The sequence below is a fragment of the Ruegeria sp. genome, from assembly GCF_040830605.1.
Lineage (GTDB): Bacteria > Pseudomonadota > Alphaproteobacteria > Rhodobacterales > Rhodobacteraceae > Ruegeria.
Window position 1 is genome coordinate 210,350 of sequence record NZ_JBFOMD010000008.1, and the last position, 20,317, is coordinate 230,666.

Sequence of the window (20,317 nt, forward strand, 5' to 3'; positions counted from 1 at the left end):
GCGCGCTCAGGGCTTACTTGCGGCGGATGTTCCGCCACCAGTTATAGCCTTCCTCCTGCGCGGTCTCCACGCGCACGCCGTCGGCTGTGTCGAGACGTGCCCGGACCACGCCGCCGCCGGTTTCCGCCTTGCCCGGTTTCGTCAGCAAATCGTCCCGCCCGACCACCAGATCGGACGAGTTGAAGCTGGAGAATTCATACTGCTGCCCAAGCGCGATCGCATCCGCCGGGCAGGCATCCTCGCACAGCCCGCAGAACAGGCAGCGCGCGGTGTCGATATCGAACACCTTGGGGTGTCGGGCGCCGTTTTCATCCTCATAGGGCACCACGGTGATGCAGTCGCAGGGGCAGATCTTGGCGCATAGCTCGCAGGCGACGCAGTTGATCTCGCCCTCGTCGTTCCGCTTCAGAAAGTGATGGCCGCGATAGCGCGAATAGGGCAGCCATTTCTCGGTGTCGGGATATTGCTCGGTCACCGGGCGCGAGATCATGTAGCTGAAGGTCAGCATCAACGCATCCCCGATATCGGAGAAGAAGGCCCACCCGATCCAGGTATTCCGCTTGTCTGCAACTTTGGTCATGGCTGCCTCATACGAAAACAACCCCTGTTATGATTATGTTCACCAGCGACAGCGGAAGCAAGACTTTCCACCCGATGGACATGAGCTGATCGTAGCGGTAGCGCGGAAAGGTGAAGCGGAACCACATGAACACGTAGATGAAGAACGCCACCTTGATCAGAAACCACAGGATCGGCGGCAGCGGGATCAGCACGCCGTTCCAGCCGCCGAAGAACAGGATCACCGTCAGCACCGAGACCAGCACCATCACCGCGTATTCGCTGACCATGAAAAAGGCGAAGCGGATGCCGCTATATTCGGTGTGAAACCCGGCACCCAGATCGCCCTCGGCCTCGGCCAGATCAAAGGGCACTCGCTGCGCCTCGGCCAGCCCGGCAACGAAAAACACGAAGAAGCCTACCGGCTGGTAGACCACGTTCCAGACGTCGGACTGCGCCCGCACGATGTCGAGCAGGCTCATGGATTGCGCCAGCATCACCACGCCGATGACGGCAAAGCCCATGGGGATCTCATAGCTGATCATCTGGGCACAGGTCCTGAGACCGCCCAGCACGCCATATTTGCTGTTCGACGCCCAACCGCCGAAGATCACGCCATAAACCTCGATCCCGATCACCGCCAGGATGAACAGCAGCGCCACGTTCATGTCCGAGACGTAAAGCGTGATCTCGTGGCCCAGAACCGAGACACTCTCGCCGAAGGGAATGGCGACAAAGACCACGAAGGGCGGCACCATCGCCAGGATCGGCGCCAGCTTGAACAGGAACTGATCGGCGTCGCTGGGAATGTGATCTTCCTTGGTGAGCAGCTTGATACCGTCCGCCACCGGCTGCAGCAGGCCATGCCAGCCGACCCGCATCGGCCCCATCCGCTGCTGGATATGCCCGGCGATCTTGCGTTCAAGCCAGACCAGTGGCATCGGCAGCAGCAGCAGGGCGGCAATCAGGATGCCGACCTTGATGACAATCAGTCCGATAGCAATGGCGAGTTCCATGTCAGACTACCCATCCGATGTGGGGACGCCGGCCCAGTGGAGCGGCGGTTTCGCCAATCATACCATAATCTTGCCGAAACCGCCGCATCCCAGATTTATCGTTGCAGGATCGAGCTTTGCGCCAGGTCCAGAAACCACTGCGGAAACAGCCCGATAAGGACCGTTCCTGCCGCCGCAATCGCCAGAACCAGCGTAAGGTCCGGGGTAAAGGCCGGAGCGGTTCCAGCCACCGGCTCGCGCATGTAGATCACCATGACGATGCGGATATAGAAATAGGCGGCAACCACGCTCAGCAGCACGGCGATCACAGGGATCGCCACCATGCCCTGATCGATCAGCGCGACCAGAATGTAGAACTTGGCGAAAAATCCGGCTGTCGGCGGGATGCCCGCCAGCGCGAACAGGAACAGCAGCATCAGCAGCCCAAGCGCGCGATGGGACCGGGCCAGGCCCGAGAAATCCTCGATGGCCTCGCCCTGCACTTTTTCGCTGCGCATCACCACGATGGCGGCGAAGATGCCGATATTCATGAAGGTATAGATCAGCAGGTACAGCATCACGCTGGCAATCCCGTCCGGCCCGCCCGCGACGATGCCCAGCAGCGCAAACCCCGAATGCGCGATGCTGGAATAGGCCAGCAGCCGCTTGATGTTGTCCTGCACCAGCGCGACGAAGCTGCCCAGCGCAATCGTGACCACAGCGATCACCGCAACTACCAGCCCGACCTCGGACACGGCCACCAGCGGGTTCAGGAAAACCCGCAGGATCACCGCGAACCCGGCGGCCTTCGGCCCCACCGACATAAAGGCGGTGATGGGCGTGGGGGCGCCCTCGTAGATGTCGGGCACCCACATGTGGAACGGCACCGCGCCGATCTTGAACCCCAGCCCCGCCACGATGAACGCAACCGCAAGCAGGATGCCCGGATCGCGCGCCTGCCCGGTTGCGGCGGCGATCGCGCTCAGCTCGGTGGTTCCGGTCAGCCCGTAGATCAGCGAGACGCCATACAGGAACACCCCCGTGGCCACCGCCCCCAGCACCACGTATTTCAGCGCCGCCTCGTTCGAGCGCCGCTCGCGCCGCATGAACCCGGTCAGCACATAGGTGCACAGCGCCATCAGTTCGAGCCCGACATAGATCGACAGCAGATCGGTGGCCGAGGCCATGATCATCATCCCCGACAGCGCAAACAGCAGCAGGGCGTGGTATTCGCCGATATTGATCCGCTCGATCTCGATGAACCCGCGCGACATCAACAGGGTCAGCGCGGTGGCGATGTAGAATATACCCTTGAAGAACCTTGAAAACTGATCCGTCACGAACATGCCCGAATAGGCACCGGCATTCTCGCCGCCGATGGCAAAGGTCAGCGCGGCGGCACACAGGATCACCGCGATGGCGGCCCAACCCAGCAGATGGCGACGCCCGGGCGGCACGAACAGGCCCACGATCAGCAGGATGCAGGCCCCGATGATCACCACAATCTCAGGCAGGCTGGCAATGACGGACTGGAGGAGCTGGGCCTGGTTCATTCCGCACCCTCCACCCCGTGGACCTGCTCCAGCAGATGCTCGGCGGACGCGCCGATGATGGTCAGGAACGGCTTGGGATAAAGCCCGATCCAGATCACCAGTACCGCCAGCGGCAGCGCCGCCGCGACCTCGCGCCGGGTCAGGTCCCAGATCCTGAACCGTTCACCAACCTCAGCCGCCCCCAGCGCCACCCGCCGGAACATGCTGAGCAGGTAGGCAGCCGCCAGCAGCGCCCCGAGGATCGAGATGGCGGCAATCACGGGCCGCGCCGCAAAGGCTCCCGACAGGATCAAAAGTTCACCGACAAAGGAATTCAGCCCCGGTAACGCCATGGACGACAGCGTGAAGAGCCCCAGAAACACGGTGTAAATCGGGGCGGCCTTCATCAGCCCGCCATAGTCGGCGATGCTGCGCGTATGCGTGCGCTCATAGATCAGGCCCACGAACAGGAACAGCGCCCCGGTTGTGACGCCATGGTTGAACATCTGCAGGATGCCCCCGCCCAGCCCCTGCCCGTTCAGCGCAAAGATTCCCAGCGTGACAAACCCCATGTGCGAGATGCTGGAATAGGCCACCAGTTTCTTCAGATCGTCCTGCGCCAGCGCCAGAAACCCGCCATAGACGATGGCAACGGCCGAGAGCAGCAGCATGAAAGTCGAATAATAGACCGACGCCTCGGGCAGGATCGGCAGCGAAAAGCGCAGGAAGCCATAGGCGCCCATCTTCAGCAACACGCCCGCCAGGATGATACTGCCCGCCGTCGGTGCCTCGACATGGGCATCGGGCAGCCAGGTATGCACCGGCACCATCGGCACCTTGACCGCAAAGGCCACCAGAAACGCGAAAAACAGCCAAGATTGCAGGGCAAAGGGCAAATCCGCCTGCATCAGCGCGAGGATATCGAACGTCTTTCCACCCTGAAAATACAGAACGATGATCCCCACAAGAAACAGCACGCTGCCCGCCAGCGTATAAAGGAAGAACTTGAACGCGGCATAGACCCGGCGCGCGCCCCCCCAGATCCCGATGATGGCGTACATCGGCACCAGCATCGCCTCCCAGAACACGTAGAACAGAAACAGGTCCAGCGCCGAGAACACGCCCAGCATCAGGGTCTGCATGGCCAGCAGGCTGACCATGAACTCTTTCACCATGGTCTCGATGGCCCGCCACGAGGCCAGAACGCAGATCCAGCCCAAGAGCGCCGCCAGAAAGACAAACAGCACCGAGATACCGTCAACGCCCAGCGCATACCGGATCCCGAGGCCGGGTATCCACGTGTGCGTTTCCGTGAACTGCATCTCATGGGTGGAGGTGTCGAACCCCAGAAGCAGCGGAAAGCACAGCAGAAAATCCGCGAAGGTGACCCCAAGCGCAACCCGTCTGATCGCCAGATCGTCCCGCAGGAACAGCAAAACCAACGCACCCGCCGCCGGCAGGAAGATGATTATGCTGAGCAGAGGGAAATCCATGCGGTTCCCCTATTGCCAGACAACGGCATAGACAGCGATTGCGGCGACCACGCCCGCAACCATTGCCACCGCATATTGCGAGACGATACCGGTCTGGACCCGCCGCAGGCGGCGCCCGCCCTGCAGGATGGTGCTGGCCACCCCGTTCACCACGGCGTCCACCCCGCCAAGATCCGCCCGCAGGCTGGCGTTTGCCGAGCGGTGCAGAAAGCGCAGCCCCACCGTCTCGGAAAACCGGCTGACGGCCTGCTCATAACGCGCCACCGGCACATCGGCGATCCACATGAACGCGCGGGCACCCTTGCGATAGACCCAGTCGGTGTCGAGGCTGATCGTCTTCTCGGGGTCCAGCGATTTCAGGAACAGGACAAAACCAAGTGCGGTGAACATCAGAATGCCAAGGCTCTCGGTCACATGCTGCGCGGTATAGGGGACGAAATCGACCTCATGGGGCAGCAGCGCATAGAGCGGTGCCGGATAGACGCCGATGCCGATGCACAAGGCCGCCGCGATGGACATGGCGATCAGCATGTTGCGCGGCGGCTCGGGCGGGCGCAGCCCGGAATCCTTGGCAAAGAACATGTAATAGGGCAGCTTCAGCCCGGTATGCAGGAACGTGCCGGACGAGGCGAGCGTCAGCAGCAGCATCACCCAGGCGCGGTGATCATACCCGGCGGCGGCAACCACCATGGATTTGCTGACAAACCCCGAAAAGAACGGGAAGGCCGAGATCGCAAACGCCCCGATCATGTAAAGGGCCACGGTCAGCGGCATGGTCCGGTAGAGCCCGCCCAGCTCGGTCAGCTTGCGCCGCCCGGTGACATAGATCACCGCGCCCGCGCCCATGAACAGCAGCGCCTTGTAAAGGATATGCGCAAAGGCATGGCTGGCCGCCCCGTTGACCGCCATCTCGGTCCCGATGCCGACACCGGCCACCATGTATCCCACCTGACTGACGATGTGATAGGCCAGCAGGCGGCGGCAGTCGTTTTCCAGCACTGCATAGATCACCCCGTAGATCGCCATGGCAGTGCCCAGCCAGACCAGCAGCTCGGTTCCCGGAAAAGCCCGGGCCAGAACGTAGACGGCGGTCTTGGTGGTGAACGCGCTCATGAACACGGCACCGGTCACCGTCGCCTCGGGGTAGGCATCGGTCAGCCAGGCGTTGAGCGGCGGCACGGCGGCGTTCAGCATGAAGGCCGCCAGGATCAGATAGGTGGCAACGCCCATCGCCCCCTCGACCGGGCCGAACAGGACCGAGCCATTGGCCGCCCCGTAGATCACGATCCCCGCCAGCAGCGCCACGCCTCCGGTCAGGTGCACCATGAGGTACCGGAACCCGGCCCGCGTCGCCGCCTGATCGCGCTTGGCAAAGATCAGATAGGCTGAGGCAAAGGCCATGCCCTCCCAGAACAGGAAAAGCGTCAGGTAATCGCCCGCGAACACAACGCCCAACGCGCTGCCCACATAAGCAAACGCCGCCACATGCTGATCGGCGCGCTTCAGGTGCAGCGCATAGATCATGCCGATCAGCGACATGATGGTGAACACGGTGGCAAAGACTAGGCTCAGCTTGTCGACGCGGGCAATCAGGATCTCCTGCCCGAGAAACCGCAGGCTGCCATACGCTCCGGGCGTCGCCGTCGCCACGGATATGATCGCCAGCACCGGCACCAGCAGCAGCCAGATCCTGCGCAAAAGCCCGTTCAGCACCGGGATCAGGACGGCTCCGATCAGGAACAGGACGGTGGGGTGGAGGAACTCAGTCATAATAGTCCTCCCGCCGCATCAGCTTGCCCTGATGGCCGAGGAATTTGGAAACGAAGATGATCAGGACGCAGGCGCCAAAGCCATAGAGCGCCGACCAGCCCGGCAGCCGCTCCCACAGGTATTCGGTATGCACGCGCGGGGCCAGGAAATCGGCAACCACGACCAGAACCAGCACGGCATAGAACAGCAGCCGCCGCGGCTTGGCATACTTAGGATCGCCGAAGAAGTTGACAACGCGTGCAATCATCGGACCACCCCTTCTGCCAATGCTATGAAATATCCGGGAAAAATCCCCATCAGCAGCGACAGGACCGCGGTCACCACAAGCGGGATCGTCACCATCGGGATCTCGCGGACACCACCCTGGCCTTCGTTCGGCTCACCGAAAAAGGCGACATAGCTCACGGGCAGGAAATAGGCGGCGTTCAGGACCGAGCTGACCAGCAGCACGACCAGAAACGCGAACTGCTCGGCCTCGACCGACCCCAGCGCCAGATACCATTTCGAAACAAAACCCGACGCTGGCGGCACCCCGATCATGCTCAGCGAGCCGATGAAAAACGCCCCCATCGTCCAGGGCAGCCTGCGCCCGATCCCCCCCATCTCGCTGATCTTGCGCTTGCCCGACGCGCAAAAGATCGAGCCTGCGCAAAAGAACAGCGTGATCTTGGAAATCGCATGCGCCGCGATGTGGTATATCCCGCCGACCATGGCGACCGGCGAAAACAGCACCGCGCCCAGCACGATATACGACAGCTGGCTGACCGTGGAATAAGCCAGCCGCGCCTTCAGATCGTCGCGGGTCAGCGCGTAGACCGAGGCCATGAGAATGGTGAACGACGCCAGATAGGCAGTGACCAGTGCCAGCCCCAGCCCATCCATCAGCTCGGTGCCGAAGACGTGAAAGACCACGCGCAACACGCAGAAAACACCCATCTTCACCACCGCCACCGCATGCAGCAGCGCGCTCACCGGCGTCGGCGCCACCATGGCCGCAGGCAGCCACGCATGCAGCGGCATCAGCGCCGCCTTGGCGAACCCGAAGAGATAGCAGAAATAGACAACCGTCAGCACCAGGGATGAGGCGCCGACCTCGGCCAGCAGCCCGCCCGGCACGAAATCCAGCGACCCGGCCAGATGATAGGTCAGCGCAATCGCGGCCAGCAGCACGCTTTTCGACGCCCCCATCAGATAGACGAGATATTTGCGGCTGCCGTCCCACGCCTCGTCATCCTCGTGGTGATAGACCAGCGGATAGGTCACCAGGCTAAGCACCTCGTAAAAGATCACCAGCGTAAAGATATTGGCGGCAAAGGCGCCGCCCGCCGCCGCCGCCAGACTGGTCGCGAAACAGGCAAAGAACCGGGTTTGCGCATGTTCGTTCAGGCTGCGCATATAGCCCAGCGAATAGACCGAGGCGACGATCCACAACCCCGACGAGATGGTGGCAAAAACCAGCCCCAGCGCATCCACCCGGAACGCAAAATCAACGCCCGGCAGGATCTCGAACAGGACCAGCCCGTAACTGCCCCCGGCCAGCACCCGGGGCGCCATCGACACCACCAGCACAAACATCACCACGGCGGCCACCGGCGATACCAGATCGCGAAGCGGTTTGCGGTCATGGAGAATAAGGACCAGCGCGGCGGCCAGCCCCGCGACAGCAACGGCCAGCAGCGGCCGAATGGACATCACCATCTCCAAGACCGCTACCCTTTCATGATCGCCACCTCATCGACCTTGAGGGTGGCCTTGTTGCGCACCAGCGCGACCAGAATGCCCAGTGCGACAGCAACTTCCGCAGCGGTGATCGCGATCACGAAAATTGCAAAAATACGTCCACGGAAATCGTCGTAGAAATGCCCGAACGCGATGAAATTGATGTTGACGGAATTGAGCAGCAGCTCCAGCGACATCAGCACCACAAGGATGTTGCGCCGGATCAGAACACCGGCGGCACCGATGACGAACAGAACCACGCCCAGAACAATATACCATGAGAGCGGCACCATCATCCGCTCTCCTTCCGCGCCAGAACGATGGCGCCGACCAGTGCCACCAGCAGGATGACCGAGGCCACCTCGAACGGCAAAAGGTAATCCGAGAACAGCGTGACGCCCAGCTCGCGGATCTCACCCCCGGTGCGAGAACCGGCGGCGGCCTGCGGAAACCGGTTGCTCATCAGCACCAGCACCAGCATCTCGATCCCCAGCAGCACCAGCAGCGCAAAGGCGGCCAGGTTGCGCCCGGGCAGGAACCGCTGCAACTCGGCATCGCGGATATCCAGCATCATGGTCACGAACAGGAACAGGACCAGGATCGCCCCGACATAGACGAATATCTGGATCACCGCCAAAAGCGGCGCCTGCAGCAGCACGAAAATGGCCGAGATGTTGACGAAACAGGCCATCAGGGCGACAGCGCTGTGCACCGGATTTCGCGCCAGTACCACCCCCAGGGCCGTCACGACGGCCACGGTTCCGAACAACAGAAAAAAAACCAGTTCCATCGACGTCGACCCTCCGACGGGGGTTGCAATCCGGTGCAACAAAACCGGGCTGGCAAGCGTGACGTAAAACGAAAACTTCCTGAAATTGTGCCTCAACTGGCGATTTTTCACAAGGAATTCGTGGTCTTATGCTGCAGCTGCATAATCCGGAGGCCCGAGCCGGAGCGAGTCATCGCGGGCCCATTCCACCGGAGGCCACGGCTGAACACAGCCGATCATCCCGCGCAAAAGGGCCGAGCTGAGCTTGATCCAATCGCCGAAAGTCAAAGCCAAAGTTCAGCCGTAAACCTTCGTTCATCACCGCAACCAACAAGGTGTTGAACCTCGCCCCCGCCGCCAATATCTTGCGCCGGCAGAGAACCCGCATTCAGGACAGACACATGACCGCGCAAGCCCCCCACCCGATGACCCCGCAGGATTGCCTGGTGGCGATCATGGTGGCGGTGTCCGCCTCGGACGAGAACATCCGCACCGCCGAACTGGTCAAGATCCAGTCCGCCGTCAACATGCTGCCGGTCTTCGCCAGCTACGACATCGACCGGATCAACCGCATCTCCCAGGTGGTGTTCGACCTGTTCGAACAGGAAGACGGGCTGGATGCGCTTTTCGGCCTGATCCGCGACAACCTGCCGGAACGCCTGTTCGAGACCGCCTATGCGCTGGCCTGCGACGTCGCCGCCGCCGACGGCTCCCTGGCCGAGACCGAGCTGCGCCTGCTGGAAGAAATCCGGTATGAGCTGAACGTCGACCGCCTGCACGCCGCCGCCATCGAACGCGGCGCCCGCGCCCGCCATGTGGTCTGAGCCCCGGAAAAGTCAGCTTCCGTAGACCGACCCCCAGCGCTCGATCAGCGCCTGCTGCAACTTGCGCGACCGGCGGTTCCATGACCGCGCGCCCTCGGGCCGTTCCCGCTCGGCGCGGCTCAGCGTCGCCCGGCGCGCGGTATCGGCGGTAAAGATGGCAAAGGCCAGTTCGGCCCCGCCCGCCGCCGTCATGAACCCGCCCAGCCCCGAGACGAAGTTCAGCGTGCCGGTCTTGGCGTCCACCCGGATGGTATGGTCCTTGATCGGCTGGCCCTTTTCGTTGCGCAGCCTGAAGGGCTTGAGCAAGGGCCGCAGAGCCCCGTCCTGCCGCGCCTGAACCAGCGCCTGCACCAGATCGCCCGGCGTCATGCGCGAGGCATCGCCCAGCCCCGAATGATCCACCATCGCGGTGCCCGCCATGCCGTATTTCCCGGCCGCCCAGCGGTTCATCTCGGCGGCCGAGGCCGCCAGCCCGTCGGGACGCACCCCGCGCGCCCGCGTCGTCGCCATCCCCACCATCTCGGCGGTCAGGTTGGTCGAGTATTTCAGCATCCCCCGCAGGATATCCCGCAAGGGCTCGCTGCGATGGGTCACCAGCACGCTGCCTTGCGGCGCGCCCCGCACCACCTGCACCCGGCCCAGAACGATGCCGTTCACCCGCGCCAGCGTCTGGAACACATCGCCGATATAGAGCGACGGCTTGCGCACCGGCAGCCAGCGCGCCCCGCCCTTGCCCAGCGCGCCGCGCGCCACGGTCCACTTGTCCAGCCGCGCGGCGGTCTCATAAGTGTAGACCGGCAGGCCCCGGTCCACGACCTGCATCTTCGCCATCGCCACCTGCGGCTTGTAGTTGGCGGTGCGCGCATCCATCGTCACCGCATAGCCCGAGGCACCCCGTTTCCACTCGAAATGCACCCGGTTGAAATTCAGCGCGATCCCGGTCACCGCCGGGCTGTAGCCCAGATGATCGGGCTGCGTCGGGTCGATGCTGCGCACATAAGGCAGCGCGCCCTCATAGACCTTGAACGCCCCGCGCACCTCGCGGATACCGGCCTTTTTCAGATTGCCCGCCATCTGAGCCAGCGCCTCGGTATCCAGCACCGGATCGCAGCCGCCGGCCAGGATCAGATCGCCCCTGAGTATGCCGTTCTCGACCGGACCATCCGCGATCAGCCGCGTCTCAAACCGGTATTCCGGGCCCAGCACATCCAGCGCATAAAGCGCGGTCAGCGCCTTGGCCACACTGGCAGGCGGCAACCCGTCGCCGGCACCCACCGCCTCAAGCTGGGTTCCGGTCTTGGCATCGGCCACGGCGAACACCACCTCGCCCTTCAGGCCGGCGGCCCGGATGATCCGCTCGGGGCCTGTCAGATCGGCCACCCGCATCCGCGGTCTCAGCGAACTGATTGCCGCATCGGCCCAACTCATGCCCGGCGTCAATGCCGCCCCGGCTCCGGCAAGAAATAACCGTCTTGAAATGCGATCAACCATAGCCTGATAAAATCCCAGACTTGGCGGGCAGACAAGCAGGGGAGGCAAGATTTTTCGCCCCCGCCCTCACCGCAAGGATCACGCCCAGCCGCCCCGCGCCCGGATCTGGGTCGAGCTGACATCCACCATCGGCACATTGACGAAACACCAGGCGGGCGCGGCGCTGCGGCCCAGCAGATGCCGCGCCTGCCCGTCGATCCGGTGGGGCGCATAGGCCCGCGCCGCCGGCGACATCCGGGCCGAGATCCGGTCGCCGGGCCGCGCCAGCACGCCCACCGGCACGCTCTCCATGATCTGCCGCCAGTTCTGCCAGCGATGCAGCTGCGCCAGATTGTCCGCGCCCATCAGCCAGACGAACCGCACGCCGGGATACAGCCGCCGCAACGCCGCCAGCGTGTCCGCCGTGGCCCGCGTGCCCAGCCGCGCCTCGATATCGGTGACCTCGACCCGTGGATGCCGCATCACCGCCCGCGCCGCCGCCATCCGCTGCGCCAGCGGCGCCGGGCCGCGCTCCTTCAGCGGATTGCCCGGCGAGACCAGCCACCATACCCGGTCCAGCCCGAACGCTTTCAGCGCCTCGCGGGTGATATGCACATGGCCCCCATGCGGCGGATCGAACGACCCGCCCAGCAGCCCCACGGCCTGCCCGGGCCGCGCCAAAGGTTTGTTCCGGATCACTGAATAACTCGCAGCATGTCTCGCCTGCTTCGCCCTCATCGCGGCAACTGTCAATCCTGCCCGCGAATTGCGGAAACAGACTGTTTCCGGTACAATCCACAGGGTCCCGCAATTGATCCGCGGGCGGAAGTTTATTTGTTTCAGGATAGTCCGATGGTTAAAAGAATTTCAGCGTCAGTGGGCAAGAAAGGCAAAAATTCAGCGGCGGATGTGACCACCGTCCAACAGCTCCTCAACCCCTTCGCCGGCAAGGCCGGTTTCAGCAAACTCAAGGTCGACGGCACCCCCACACCGCAGCTCAACAAGGCAATCGGCCAGTTTCAGCTCAAGATCTGCGGCTTCCGGCCCGACTATCTGGTGGAACCCGGCCGCACCACGATCAAGAAACTCAGCGCCGGCCCTTCGAAAGTCGCCGCCGAGAAAAAAGCCGAGGAGAAGAAGGGCCAGAAGATCAAGGAGGACACCAAGACCAAGGTGCTCAAGGCGGCCAAGGACGCCGCGATGAAAGAGGCCAAGACCCAGTCGCTCGACAAAAACAGCTGGGCGGCCCTGCTCAAGGAGGTCGAGGATTACGCGACCGATCTCTACGAGAAATACTTCAAGTCCAGCGAGAAAAAGGGCGAGCCGCCCGAAAAGGCCGCACCAAAGATCGCCAGCATCGTGACCAAGCAAACGCAGAAAAAAGCGGTCTGCGAAAAGGTCACCGAACTCAAACAGCAAGAGACCAGCACGCCCGGCAAGCTGACCGGCAAGATTCAGGGCGTGAACAAGCAGGTTCTCAACGTGCTGCGCGAGGTCTCCTCATTCTATGGCGTACCCATCCACGTGGTCTCGGGCCTGCGCGACAAAAAGGGACAGGCCCGCGCCATGTTTGCGGGCTGGAACAGCCACCTGGATCGCGGCAACATCTATCTCTACCTGCGCAAGAACAAGAAACTGCGCGAGGAACTGGATGCCTTCGTGCAGAACAAGCAGCGGGACGAGTTTGTCCAGCACATGCTCAAACATGCCGACTGGAAGCGCGTCTCGCGGCATCTAAGCGGCGACGCGGCAGATGTCACCACCCGTACCGACCGCAAGATCATCGCCGCGATTGCGACCTGCCTCAAATACATACCCGAGCGCAACAGCGAAGGCATCAAATGCCACCATTTCGACAACCGTAAAGTGGTCTGGCCGATCAGCGACACCGTCAAGGCAAAGTGGAAAAAATAGCGCGGCTCAGTCCACCGGCGCGACCAGATCGCCTATCCGGATAAGCCCCGGCTGCACCACTTCGGCGCACCAGCCGCCATGCCCGCGCACCGCCGAATACCCGCCCGCGCCCAGCGCCTCCTCCATCCGGCTGCACGGCGCGCAAATGACGGTGAGCAGCAAAACCGCCTCGCCCACCCGCACCTCGCGCCCCTTCAAAGCGGCCAGATTGATACCCCCAACCACGATGTTCCGCCTCAGCACCTCCGGCACCACCGGCCCCTGCCCCAGATAACTCCCGATCGCCGCCAGATGCTCGGCCTGCACCAGCGTCACCGCCCGTTTGCCCGCCCGCGCCCGGTCGCCGTCCAGCCCGTCCGCCGCAACCCGCACGCTGTCCGCTGCCCGCATCTGCGCCCTGCGCTCGGGCCGCAGCCCGATCCACTCCACCCGGCCCACCTGCGCCCAGCCTGCAATCAGCTCCTTCAGCTCTGCCACTACCGGTCTTCCCCGGGATATTCCAAGGCCAGATCGGGCAGCCGCTCCAGCGGATAGTCCCCGTGCAGGCGCCAGATATTGTCCTGATCCTGGTCCAGCGGCCTCAGCGTTCCGCCCGGAAACGCGCGCGTGCGCAGCGCCAGCGCGATATCGGACATCACGCCGGGATTGTCCCGGAAATAAGAATGCCCAAGACCGCCCACACCTTCGACGCGGATAAAATGCACCAGACCCACCTTGCTCAGCGCGGCCAGTTCGCCCGGCGCGAAATCGGACGTGTTCAGCCGCCCGAACCGCGCCTCTTGCGTCAGCAATGACGAATAGGCCAGCGCCTGATCCTTGGGGTTGATATAGACATTGACCTGCTCGAACGCCTCCGCAAAGCGTTCGCTGATCAGGCGCTGCCGCACGGTGCCCACATCCAGATCCGGCGCCGCCAGGATCAGCGTGCCGGTCTTCATCGTCACCTTGGGCTTGTTGCCCCGCCCCCGCTCGCGGATGACCAGCTCGCGCAGCGCCGATGTCACCACATCCGTGCCCCTTGAATGCGCCACGATGTCGATCTGGTCGACCTCGGGAATCGAGGCCAGAAAATCCAGCAGCTCCTTGAAGTGGAACACCGAGAACTCACCCGATTCCCGGTCCTTGAAATACTTGAACACGCCCGAGTTTCCCGCCGGCCAGGAAAACGCCAGCGGAATCGATTGCCGCCCGGAATAGTGCCAGACATTGGTCAGCGTGGTCAGCGCGTCCTCGAACCCGTTGTTGAACCCATGCACGTAGATCAGGATGTTGCCGGTCCCGCTCTGGCGCACCTGCTCGGTGATGGCGGCCCGGAACTGATCGGCATAAAGGTCATATTCGCGCTGCGCATTGGCCTCGGTCTGCAACCGCCCGTCCCGCCGTTCCGACACCAGCGGCGTCTTGGAGAACCGGATCCGGTCGGAAAACGAAGCCACGTCCAGCCGCCCCGGCCGGGTCCCGATTCCGGCATTGGTCTGGGCCAGCAGAGCATCCCAGCTCTCCACCCCCCGAAACGCAACCGTCGCCGTGCCGTAAGACATCGAGTCCGACCGCTCGGCCAGATAGACGACCTCGCCGTCCTCGCGCAGATCCTGCGAACGGTCGGTGACATAGAGCACCTGCGGCGTGACCGTCTGGTAAACCGGCGGCACCCGCTCGGCCAGGTAATTGCGCCCGCCGGCGTAGATATTGGGCACCTCGGCCAGCCGGTCCGGCCGGGTCGTGCACCCGGGAACAGACATCCCGGCAACGGCCACGGCGGCGGCAACCCCGGCAAACGAGAAACGACTCAGCATCGGCACGTGACCTCCCTTGAACCGCGAGCGCAACGCAAATGGGGAAAAAAATCAAATCAAACCTGCACATATGCCTCGCCAGCCTAGACGATTGCCCCCGACTGCAAGCTTCGCTATCACACCGCCCAACCCGAATTCCCCGACCCAGAGGACGCAACATGGCCGCCTATCAATATGTCTACCACATGCAGGGTGTCTCCAAGACCTATCCCGGTGGCAAGAAGTGCTTTGAAAACATCCACCTGAGCTTTCTGCCCGGCGTGAAAATCGGCGTCGTCGGCGTCAACGGCGCCGGTAAATCGACGCTGATGAAGATCATGGCCGGCCTCGACACCGACTTCACCGGTGAGGCCTGGGCCGCCGAAGGCGCCAAGGTCGGCTATCTCCCGCAGGAGCCGCAGCTCGACTCGGGCCTCACCGTGCGCGAAAACGTCATGCTGGGGGTCAAGGCCAAGAAGGACATCCTCGACCGCTACAACGACCTGGCGATGAACTACTCGGATGAAACCGCCGAGGAAATGGCCCAACTGCAGGACCAGATCGACGCCGAAAACCTCTGGGACCTCGACAGCCAGATCGACGTCAGCATGGAGGCCCTGCGCTGCCCCCCCGACGACGCCAATGTCGAAACCCTCTCGGGCGGTGAGAAACGCCGCGTGGCGCTCTGCAAACTGCTGCTCGAAGCGCCCGACATGCTGCTGCTGGACGAACCCACCAACCATCTCGACGCCGAAACCATCGCCTGGCTGCAACAGCACCTGATCGACTACAAGGGCACCATCCTGATCGTCACCCACGACCGCTATTTCCTGGATGACATCACCGGCTGGATCCTCGAGCTCGACCGCGGCCGCGGCATTCCCTACGAAGGCAACTACTCAGCCTGGCTGGAACAAAAGGCCAAGCGCCTCGAACAGGAAGCGCGCGAGGACAAGTCCAAGCAGAAGACCCTGCAGCGCGAACTGGAGTGGATGCGGCAGGGCCAAAAGGCCCGTCAGGCCAAGCAAAAGGCCCGGATCAACGCCTATAACGAACTGGCCGCCCAGTCCGAGCGCGAGAAAATCTCCCGCGCCCAGATCGTCATCCCCAACGGCCCCCGTCTCGGCGGCAAGGTGATCGAGGTCGAGGGCCTCGCCAAGCACATGGGCGACAAGCAACTGATCGAAAAGCTCGACTTCGCCCTGCCCCCCGGCGGCATCGTCGGCGTCATCGGCCCCAACGGCGCCGGTAAATCGACGCTCTTCAAGATGCTCACCGGCCAGGAACAGCCCGACGCCGGCACCATCGAATACGGCGACACCGTGCAACTCTCCTATGTCGACCAGTCCCGCGACGACCTCAAGGACAACGACACCGTGTGGGAGGCGATCACCGGCGGCGCCGAGATCATCCAGCTGGGCGACGCACAGGTCAATTCCCGCGCCTATTGCTCGTCCTTCAACTTCAAGGGCGGCGACCAGCAAAAGAAGGTCTCGCTGCTCTCCGGCGGCGAACGCAACCGCGTCCACATGGCCCGGCTGCTGAAAGAAGGCGGCAACGTCCTGCTCCTCGACGAACCGACCAACGACCTCGACGTCGAAACCCTCCGCGCACTGGAGGACGCCCTGGTCGACTTCGCAGGCTGCGCCGTCGTCATCTCGCACGACCGCTTCTTCCTCGACCGCATCTGCACGCATATCCTGGCCTTCGAGGGCGACGCCCATGTGGAATGGTTCGAGGGCAACTTCGAGGATTACGAAGAAGACAAGAAGCGGCGGTTGGGCCCCGACGCGCTGGAGCCCAAGCGGTTGAAGCATAAGAAGTTTGTGCGGTGAGGCTAACGGTAATAGCGTCTGCACTTTGTTTCACCGTGTTTGCTGGGACTCATTCAGCAAGCACCGCAAAGGCAGACGCTCTCACAAATGTGGGCGACTTATTTGTTGGCGGCATTGTTAAGTCTCGCGAAGTCGAGAACTTCATCGCATCTCTGCTTGATGCTTTAGCCCAGAAGTCTCCTGCGGTCGAACGCGAGACCGTTGTCCTCTTTGCAATAGGCGAGGATGTTTTTGACCGCCACGTGAATCCTGACTATTTGCCGGGGCTGCACAACGGGCTTGACGATTTAATTGCGAGCCGGGAAATCTCACCGATTGACTGCTACATCGACCGCATCGAGATGACTAGCGGTCAGGTCGTATTTTGGACCGCTGCAAACATCTCCGAAGACGCGCCGGAACGCGGCAAAAAATGCGCGGCGACAGCAATCGCGATGGCCCTGTCGATTGATGTTGTGGCGATGAACAAACTTAGCCCATCAGAAATGCGCCGTTATCTCTTGGAACGAGTATCTCGTTGAGCAAGCGTAGGATGGGTGCTTGCACCCATCACTCCCCCGCACCACTCCCGCAACCCCAACGTTCCAAATGATGGGTGAAATCACCCATCCTACGGCTCCCCAAACATACCCTCCGTGGGAACGCCACTCCATTCCGGATCAACCCGGCCTGCACGTATGTCGCGATGAATCGACGAATATGGCCACTCCGACGGGTGGTCCACAAACCCGTGTTTGACCGGATTGCCCCAACAATACGCCATGTGATTGCGGTAATCGCGTTCATCGCGGATACAATGCTCCCAGAACCTGCGTTGCCACACCCCACGCTCCTGCTTGGCATGTTTCGATGCACTGCGTTCACCGAACCCACCGACCGCCCGCACAAACCGGGTCTTGATCAATCGCCACCGTGTCAAAAAATCCGTGTCATCGGGCGGCAACGTCCAAACCGTGTGAAGGTGATCAGGCAACACGACAAAGACATCGCACCAAAAGGGCCGTTCCTGTTGCGTCACCGCATAGGCTTCACGCAAACGCACAACCTCGCGCGTTAACAGGTCCGATGACCTTTCGGCCAACGATACGGTGAAAAAGTATTTGGCTCCGGGAATGCGGACACGGCGGTAATTGGTCATGCGGTATCATGACCATGATCACGGCTAAGGATCCGTTAAAACTCGATCACCTGCACCACCCGCGCGGGCGGCACATTCTCACCTGCAATCCTGACTGATTTCTGCTGCCCGGCCACTCCGATCCCCAGCCGCGCCTTGATTTGCTTTTCGTGATCCTCACGAATCCGGGGATCGGGACAGGTGTCATCCTCCCATAACCTCTTGGAAATCCCACTGGACACCGCCCAGGTGATCGCGCTTGGCTGCACGTCGCTGCCCGCAACCGGATTTTGCGTCTCCAGCGTCTTCAGCATCTCGGCCATGATCTCGAAACTCTCGCGAAAGGTGACGCCATCCACCTTCGCCTCGTCCGTATTGGCGTCCTTCGCGTTCACACATCGGTTCGCGGCAAACAGCCAGTCATGCACCATGTAAGCCGGCGCATATCCCCACGGGTTCAGCCCCTTCACCGGCTGCACCAGCCGCGGGACGCTGCCGCCGTCGGTATACATCAGCCGTGGCTCGATCGTTTCGATATGTACCTCCCGCCCGTCCGTCTGTGCGCCCCGCCTGAACGTCAGCGCCCGCCCCTGCCGATCCAGATCCGGCACATAGACGAACTTGCCGTCCCCGGGTTCGCCACCGCCGCCCTCGACCCACATGACCAGCAGCGATCCGGTGAATTCGCCCGGTTTCGACTGGTCGTAGATCCGGCTCCCACAGGCGGTCAGAAGGGTCAGGGCAAGCAGGCCAAAGCAGCGGACAATCATCACAGCCTCCAATACTTTCGATCAATGACCCGAGCCTAGTTCCATAACCAAAGCCGCGTCAAAACATCGGCGAAATTATGTACAAACCGGACGATGCCCCCTGAAAACAAAGTACAAACCGGCACAAACAGCTTGTCAGATGCCCGGACGGATGCCATATCCCGGGGGCTTACGTTTTTCTAATTCGACCTACTGTCTCCGATTCCGGCGTTCAGTCTATCGATACAGACAACGACGCCGGGCTGCCGCAATACCGTGGGCAGCACATATCTAGGAGACGACACAATGCCTTCAGGCACTGTAAAATGGTTCAACACCACCAAAGGTTACGGCTTCATCGCGCCCGATGATGGCGGCAAGGACGTGTTCGTGCACATCTCTTCCGTCGAGCGCGCAGGCCTCACCGGTCTGGCCGACAATCAGAAAGTGACCTATGAGCTGCGTTCGGGCCGCGACGGTCGCGAAAGCGCGGACGACATCGCTCTGGCCTAAGCCATTGAGAGGGTGGGAAGATTGCCCGCCCTCCTTTTAATCCAGCCTGCTACCTGCTGTGTATGTGTCGCACCCGGCTGACCTCGTTTCCCCTATCGTTTCAACAACTTAACCCACTGGCAAAGAGCGGATGCAACTCCGCCTAGTGGGTCGTTTGCTGTCTCCGGCAATCCAGCGTGAACAGCTGCAAACACGCGCTGGTTCACGAAGCCGTCAAACCTCTTCCGCACCGCCGGTCATCGCCTAAATCGGGGCCATGACACGGATTCTTCGCCTCGCCCTGCCCGCATTTGCCCTGCTCGCGCTGGCCGGTCTCACCCACGCATTCGGGCTGACGCAATCCCTCGGTGCCCATCCCTGGTGGGCCGGCAAGGTGATCTGGATCGGCCTGCCCATCGGCGTTCTTTTGGCTGCGGCAGCATGGGCTCTGGCCGTTCCCAGGGTGCTGCGGTTGGTCGGGTTCGGCCTCCTCACAGTCGTCGCTTTCGGCATCGCGCATTTCGGCAAAATCCGCTTTGCCGCCTCTTTCGCCGAAAACGCGCTTGCAGGACAGGCGTGGTACTTCGGCTGGATTGCAACCTGCGCCCTTGCAGCCGCACTGATTGCATCACTTTTGAGTTATTCGCCCAAGGCGGATTGACCCGCGCGCCTCACCTGCGGAAACTGTCAATCTATTGGTTTTGGTATGTGAATGAGGTCTGTCTATGTTTACGCGCCGCACATTTCTTGCTGCAACCGCCGCTGCCACGGTCCTGCCCGAAATGGCCGCTGCGAAGAAAGCCGTCGAGTATGATCCGACGCCGCAATTCGTTCGGATCAAGAAGCAATTTCTGCCCGGCCAGTTGCTGATCCTGCCGCGATCCTTCTACCTCTATTACGTCACCGAGCCGCGAAAGGCGGTCCGCTACGGCTGCGGGGTCGGCAAGGCGGGGCTCGAATTCACCGGCACCGCCACCATCGACGTCAAGAAGGAATGGCCCACCTGGCGTCCCACCGACGAGATGATCGAGCGCGATCCGGTGGCCTATTCCAAGTTCGTCGACAATGACTATGTGCAGCCGGGCGGCGGGGACAATCCGCTGGGTGCGCGTGCGCTCTATCTGTTCCAGAATGGGGTGGATACCTATTTCCGCATCCACGGCACCACGCAGCCCCAGACCATCGGCAGGGCGGTCTCAAACGGCTGCATCCGGATGCTGAACGAGCATGTGGTCGACCTGTACGAAAGGGTGCCGATTGGCACCGTCGTCACGGTTCTCTGATCGGACCGCAGAGACGGAGCGG

22 protein-coding genes are annotated in these 20,317 nt (G+C 62.2%); 7 read left to right on the top strand and 15 right to left on the bottom strand.

The genetic code is table 11. From position 1 onward, the window contains the following. Window positions 1-13: 13 nt before the first annotated feature. The 9 genes from AB3N21_RS12460 to AB3N21_RS12500 form a co-directional block, all read right to left on the bottom strand. Window positions 14-580 (bottom strand): NADH-quinone oxidoreductase subunit I, encoded by a 567-nt coding sequence (locus AB3N21_RS12460; protein ID WP_367935525.1) that lies wholly within the window; start codon window positions 578-580, stop codon window positions 14-16. Between the two features lie 7 nt (window positions 581-587). Then, on the bottom strand, window positions 588-1,574 hold the full coding sequence (gene nuoH, locus AB3N21_RS12465; protein ID WP_367935526.1) for an NADH-quinone oxidoreductase subunit NuoH: 987 nt from the start codon (window positions 1,572-1,574) through the stop codon (window positions 588-590). Window positions 1,575-1,669: 95 nt separating this feature from the next. Then, complete coding sequence (locus AB3N21_RS12470) at window positions 1,670-3,106, bottom strand: NADH-quinone oxidoreductase subunit N (RefSeq protein ID WP_367935527.1); 1,437 nt, start codon at window positions 3,104-3,106, stop codon at window positions 1,670-1,672. Then, window positions 3,103-4,578, bottom strand: a complete 1,476-nt coding sequence (locus AB3N21_RS12475; protein ID WP_367935528.1) for an NADH-quinone oxidoreductase subunit M — start codon at window positions 4,576-4,578, stop codon at window positions 3,103-3,105. The genes AB3N21_RS12470 and AB3N21_RS12475 overlap by 4 nt, the downstream gene beginning before the upstream one ends. Before the next feature lie 9 nt (window positions 4,579-4,587). Further along, complete coding sequence (locus AB3N21_RS12480; RefSeq protein ID WP_367935529.1) at window positions 4,588-6,348, bottom strand: Na(+)/H(+) antiporter subunit D; 1,761 nt, start codon at window positions 6,346-6,348, stop codon at window positions 4,588-4,590. After that, on the bottom strand, window positions 6,341-6,595 hold the full coding sequence (locus AB3N21_RS12485; protein ID WP_367935530.1) for a hypothetical protein: 255 nt from the start codon (window positions 6,593-6,595) through the stop codon (window positions 6,341-6,343). Before AB3N21_RS12485 ends, AB3N21_RS12480 begins: the two co-directional genes overlap by 8 nt. Continuing rightward, on the bottom strand, window positions 6,592-8,040 hold the full coding sequence (locus tag AB3N21_RS12490) for a monovalent cation/H+ antiporter subunit D family protein (protein WP_367935531.1): 1,449 nt from the start codon (window positions 8,038-8,040) through the stop codon (window positions 6,592-6,594). The genes AB3N21_RS12485 and AB3N21_RS12490 overlap by 4 nt, the downstream gene beginning before the upstream one ends. Window positions 8,041-8,057: 17 nt before the next feature. After that, window positions 8,058-8,363, bottom strand: a complete 306-nt coding sequence (gene nuoK / locus AB3N21_RS12495) for an NADH-quinone oxidoreductase subunit NuoK (protein ID WP_217351730.1) — start codon at window positions 8,361-8,363, stop codon at window positions 8,058-8,060. Next, window positions 8,360-8,857: an NADH-quinone oxidoreductase subunit J gene (locus AB3N21_RS12500; protein WP_171175979.1), complete on the bottom strand. Its 498-nt coding sequence runs from the start codon at window positions 8,855-8,857 to the stop codon at window positions 8,360-8,362. The genes nuoK and AB3N21_RS12500 overlap by 4 nt, the downstream gene beginning before the upstream one ends. A gap of 380 nt (window positions 8,858-9,237) precedes the next feature. Here AB3N21_RS12500 and AB3N21_RS12505 point away from each other — a divergent pair, with 380 nt between their 5' ends. Next, the gene (locus AB3N21_RS12505) at window positions 9,238-9,660 is read left to right on the top strand and encodes a tellurite resistance TerB family protein (protein WP_171175977.1); all 423 of its coding nucleotides are present in this window, start codon (window positions 9,238-9,240) and stop codon (window positions 9,658-9,660) included. A 12-nt stretch (window positions 9,661-9,672) separates the two neighbouring features. Here AB3N21_RS12505 and dacB read toward each other — a convergent pair whose 3' ends face one another. Then, the gene (gene dacB / locus AB3N21_RS12510) at window positions 9,673-11,151 is read right to left on the bottom strand and encodes a D-alanyl-D-alanine carboxypeptidase/D-alanyl-D-alanine-endopeptidase (RefSeq protein ID WP_367935532.1); all 1,479 of its coding nucleotides are present in this window, start codon (window positions 11,149-11,151) and stop codon (window positions 9,673-9,675) included. Window positions 11,152-11,229: 78 nt separating this feature from the next. Beyond that, window positions 11,230-11,829 (bottom strand): nicotinate-nucleotide adenylyltransferase, encoded by a 600-nt coding sequence (locus AB3N21_RS12515; protein ID WP_367935533.1) that lies wholly within the window; start codon window positions 11,827-11,829, stop codon window positions 11,230-11,232. Window positions 11,830-11,982: 153 nt separating this feature from the next. On the opposite strand from AB3N21_RS12515, the gene AB3N21_RS12520 reads away from it, so the two are divergent. Next, window positions 11,983-13,044: a peptidoglycan-binding protein gene (locus AB3N21_RS12520; protein WP_367935534.1), complete on the top strand. Its 1,062-nt coding sequence runs from the start codon at window positions 11,983-11,985 to the stop codon at window positions 13,042-13,044. A 6-nt stretch (window positions 13,045-13,050) separates the two neighbouring features. Here AB3N21_RS12520 and AB3N21_RS12525 read toward each other — a convergent pair whose 3' ends face one another. Beyond that, on the bottom strand, window positions 13,051-13,521 hold the full coding sequence (locus AB3N21_RS12525; protein WP_367935535.1) for an MOSC domain-containing protein: 471 nt from the start codon (window positions 13,519-13,521) through the stop codon (window positions 13,051-13,053). Further along, the gene (locus tag AB3N21_RS12530; RefSeq protein WP_367935536.1) at window positions 13,521-14,840 is read right to left on the bottom strand and encodes an alpha/beta hydrolase; all 1,320 of its coding nucleotides are present in this window, start codon (window positions 14,838-14,840) and stop codon (window positions 13,521-13,523) included. Before AB3N21_RS12530 ends, AB3N21_RS12525 begins: the two co-directional genes overlap by 1 nt. Window positions 14,841-14,998: 158 nt before the next feature. Here AB3N21_RS12530 and ettA point away from each other — a divergent pair, with 158 nt between their 5' ends. Further along, window positions 14,999-16,654: an energy-dependent translational throttle protein EttA gene (gene ettA, locus AB3N21_RS12535; RefSeq protein ID WP_367935537.1), complete on the top strand. Its 1,656-nt coding sequence runs from the start codon at window positions 14,999-15,001 to the stop codon at window positions 16,652-16,654. An 89-nt stretch (window positions 16,655-16,743) separates the two neighbouring features. After that, window positions 16,744-17,175 carry a hypothetical protein gene (locus AB3N21_RS12540; protein WP_367935538.1) on the top strand — a complete coding sequence of 144 codons (432 nt, stop codon included), beginning with the start codon at window positions 16,744-16,746 and terminating at the stop codon, window positions 17,173-17,175. An 89-nt stretch (window positions 17,176-17,264) separates the two neighbouring features. Here AB3N21_RS12540 and AB3N21_RS12545 read toward each other — a convergent pair whose 3' ends face one another. Both AB3N21_RS12545 and AB3N21_RS12550 read right to left on the bottom strand, forming a co-directional pair. Then, window positions 17,265-17,792, bottom strand: coding sequence for a transposase (locus AB3N21_RS12545; protein ID WP_367935539.1), 528 nt, complete (start codon window positions 17,790-17,792; stop codon window positions 17,265-17,267). Window positions 17,793-17,827: 35 nt separating this feature from the next. Continuing rightward, complete coding sequence (locus AB3N21_RS12550) at window positions 17,828-18,541, bottom strand: hypothetical protein (protein WP_367935540.1); 714 nt, start codon at window positions 18,539-18,541, stop codon at window positions 17,828-17,830. 285 nt (window positions 18,542-18,826) lie between these two features. Between AB3N21_RS12550 and AB3N21_RS12555 the strand changes: the two genes are divergently transcribed. From AB3N21_RS12555 to AB3N21_RS12565, 3 genes are all read left to right on the top strand, one after another. Beyond that, window positions 18,827-19,033 carry a cold-shock protein gene (locus tag AB3N21_RS12555; protein WP_171175958.1) on the top strand — a complete coding sequence of 69 codons (207 nt, stop codon included), beginning with the start codon at window positions 18,827-18,829 and terminating at the stop codon, window positions 19,031-19,033. Window positions 19,034-19,289: 256 nt separating this feature from the next. Then, complete coding sequence (locus AB3N21_RS12560; RefSeq protein ID WP_367935541.1) at window positions 19,290-19,673, top strand: hypothetical protein; 384 nt, start codon at window positions 19,290-19,292, stop codon at window positions 19,671-19,673. A 64-nt stretch (window positions 19,674-19,737) separates the two neighbouring features. Beyond that, window positions 19,738-20,295: a L,D-transpeptidase gene (locus AB3N21_RS12565; RefSeq protein WP_367935542.1), complete on the top strand. Its 558-nt coding sequence runs from the start codon at window positions 19,738-19,740 to the stop codon at window positions 20,293-20,295. Window positions 20,296-20,317 lie beyond the last annotated feature (22 nt).

Excerpts from the sequence above, each read along its gene's own strand:
- AB3N21_RS12490 (WP_367935531.1), bottom strand. The coding sequence starts at position 8,040 with ATGTCCATTCGGCCGCTGCTGGCCGTTGCTGTCGCGGGGCTGGCCGCC.
- nuoK (WP_217351730.1), bottom strand. The coding sequence starts at position 8,363 with ATGATGGTGCCGCTCTCATGGTATATTGTTCTGGGCGTGGTTCTGTTC.
- AB3N21_RS12520 (WP_367935534.1), top strand. The coding sequence starts at position 11,983 with ATGGTTAAAAGAATTTCAGCGTCAGTGGGCAAGAAAGGCAAAAATTCA.
- AB3N21_RS12475 (WP_367935528.1), bottom strand. The coding sequence starts at position 4,578 with ATGGATTTCCCTCTGCTCAGCATAATCATCTTCCTGCCGGCGGCGGGT.
- nuoH (WP_367935526.1), bottom strand. The coding sequence starts at position 1,574 with ATGGAACTCGCCATTGCTATCGGACTGATTGTCATCAAGGTCGGCATC.
- AB3N21_RS12530 (WP_367935536.1), bottom strand. The coding sequence starts at position 14,840 with ATGCTGAGTCGTTTCTCGTTTGCCGGGGTTGCCGCCGCCGTGGCCGTT.
- AB3N21_RS12480 (WP_367935529.1), bottom strand. The coding sequence starts at position 6,348 with ATGACTGAGTTCCTCCACCCCACCGTCCTGTTCCTGATCGGAGCCGTC.
- AB3N21_RS12560 (WP_367935541.1), top strand. The coding sequence starts at position 19,290 with ATGACACGGATTCTTCGCCTCGCCCTGCCCGCATTTGCCCTGCTCGCG.
- AB3N21_RS12460 (WP_367935525.1), bottom strand. The coding sequence starts at position 580 with ATGACCAAAGTTGCAGACAAGCGGAATACCTGGATCGGGTGGGCCTTC.
- AB3N21_RS12545 (WP_367935539.1), bottom strand. The coding sequence starts at position 17,792 with ATGACCAATTACCGCCGTGTCCGCATTCCCGGAGCCAAATACTTTTTC.
- AB3N21_RS12555 (WP_171175958.1), top strand. The coding sequence starts at position 18,827 with ATGCCTTCAGGCACTGTAAAATGGTTCAACACCACCAAAGGTTACGGC.
- AB3N21_RS12550 (WP_367935540.1), bottom strand. The coding sequence starts at position 18,541 with ATGATTGTCCGCTGCTTTGGCCTGCTTGCCCTGACCCTTCTGACCGCC.
- dacB (WP_367935532.1), bottom strand. The coding sequence starts at position 11,151 with ATGGTTGATCGCATTTCAAGACGGTTATTTCTTGCCGGAGCCGGGGCG.
- AB3N21_RS12565 (WP_367935542.1), top strand. The coding sequence starts at position 19,738 with ATGTTTACGCGCCGCACATTTCTTGCTGCAACCGCCGCTGCCACGGTC.
- AB3N21_RS12500 (WP_171175979.1), bottom strand. The coding sequence starts at position 8,857 with ATGGAACTGGTTTTTTTTCTGTTGTTCGGAACCGTGGCCGTCGTGACG.
- AB3N21_RS12485 (WP_367935530.1), bottom strand. The coding sequence starts at position 6,595 with ATGATTGCACGCGTTGTCAACTTCTTCGGCGATCCTAAGTATGCCAAG.
- ettA (WP_367935537.1), top strand. The coding sequence starts at position 14,999 with ATGGCCGCCTATCAATATGTCTACCACATGCAGGGTGTCTCCAAGACC.
- AB3N21_RS12470 (WP_367935527.1), bottom strand. The coding sequence starts at position 3,106 with ATGAACCAGGCCCAGCTCCTCCAGTCCGTCATTGCCAGCCTGCCTGAG.
- AB3N21_RS12505 (WP_171175977.1), top strand. The coding sequence starts at position 9,238 with ATGACCGCGCAAGCCCCCCACCCGATGACCCCGCAGGATTGCCTGGTG.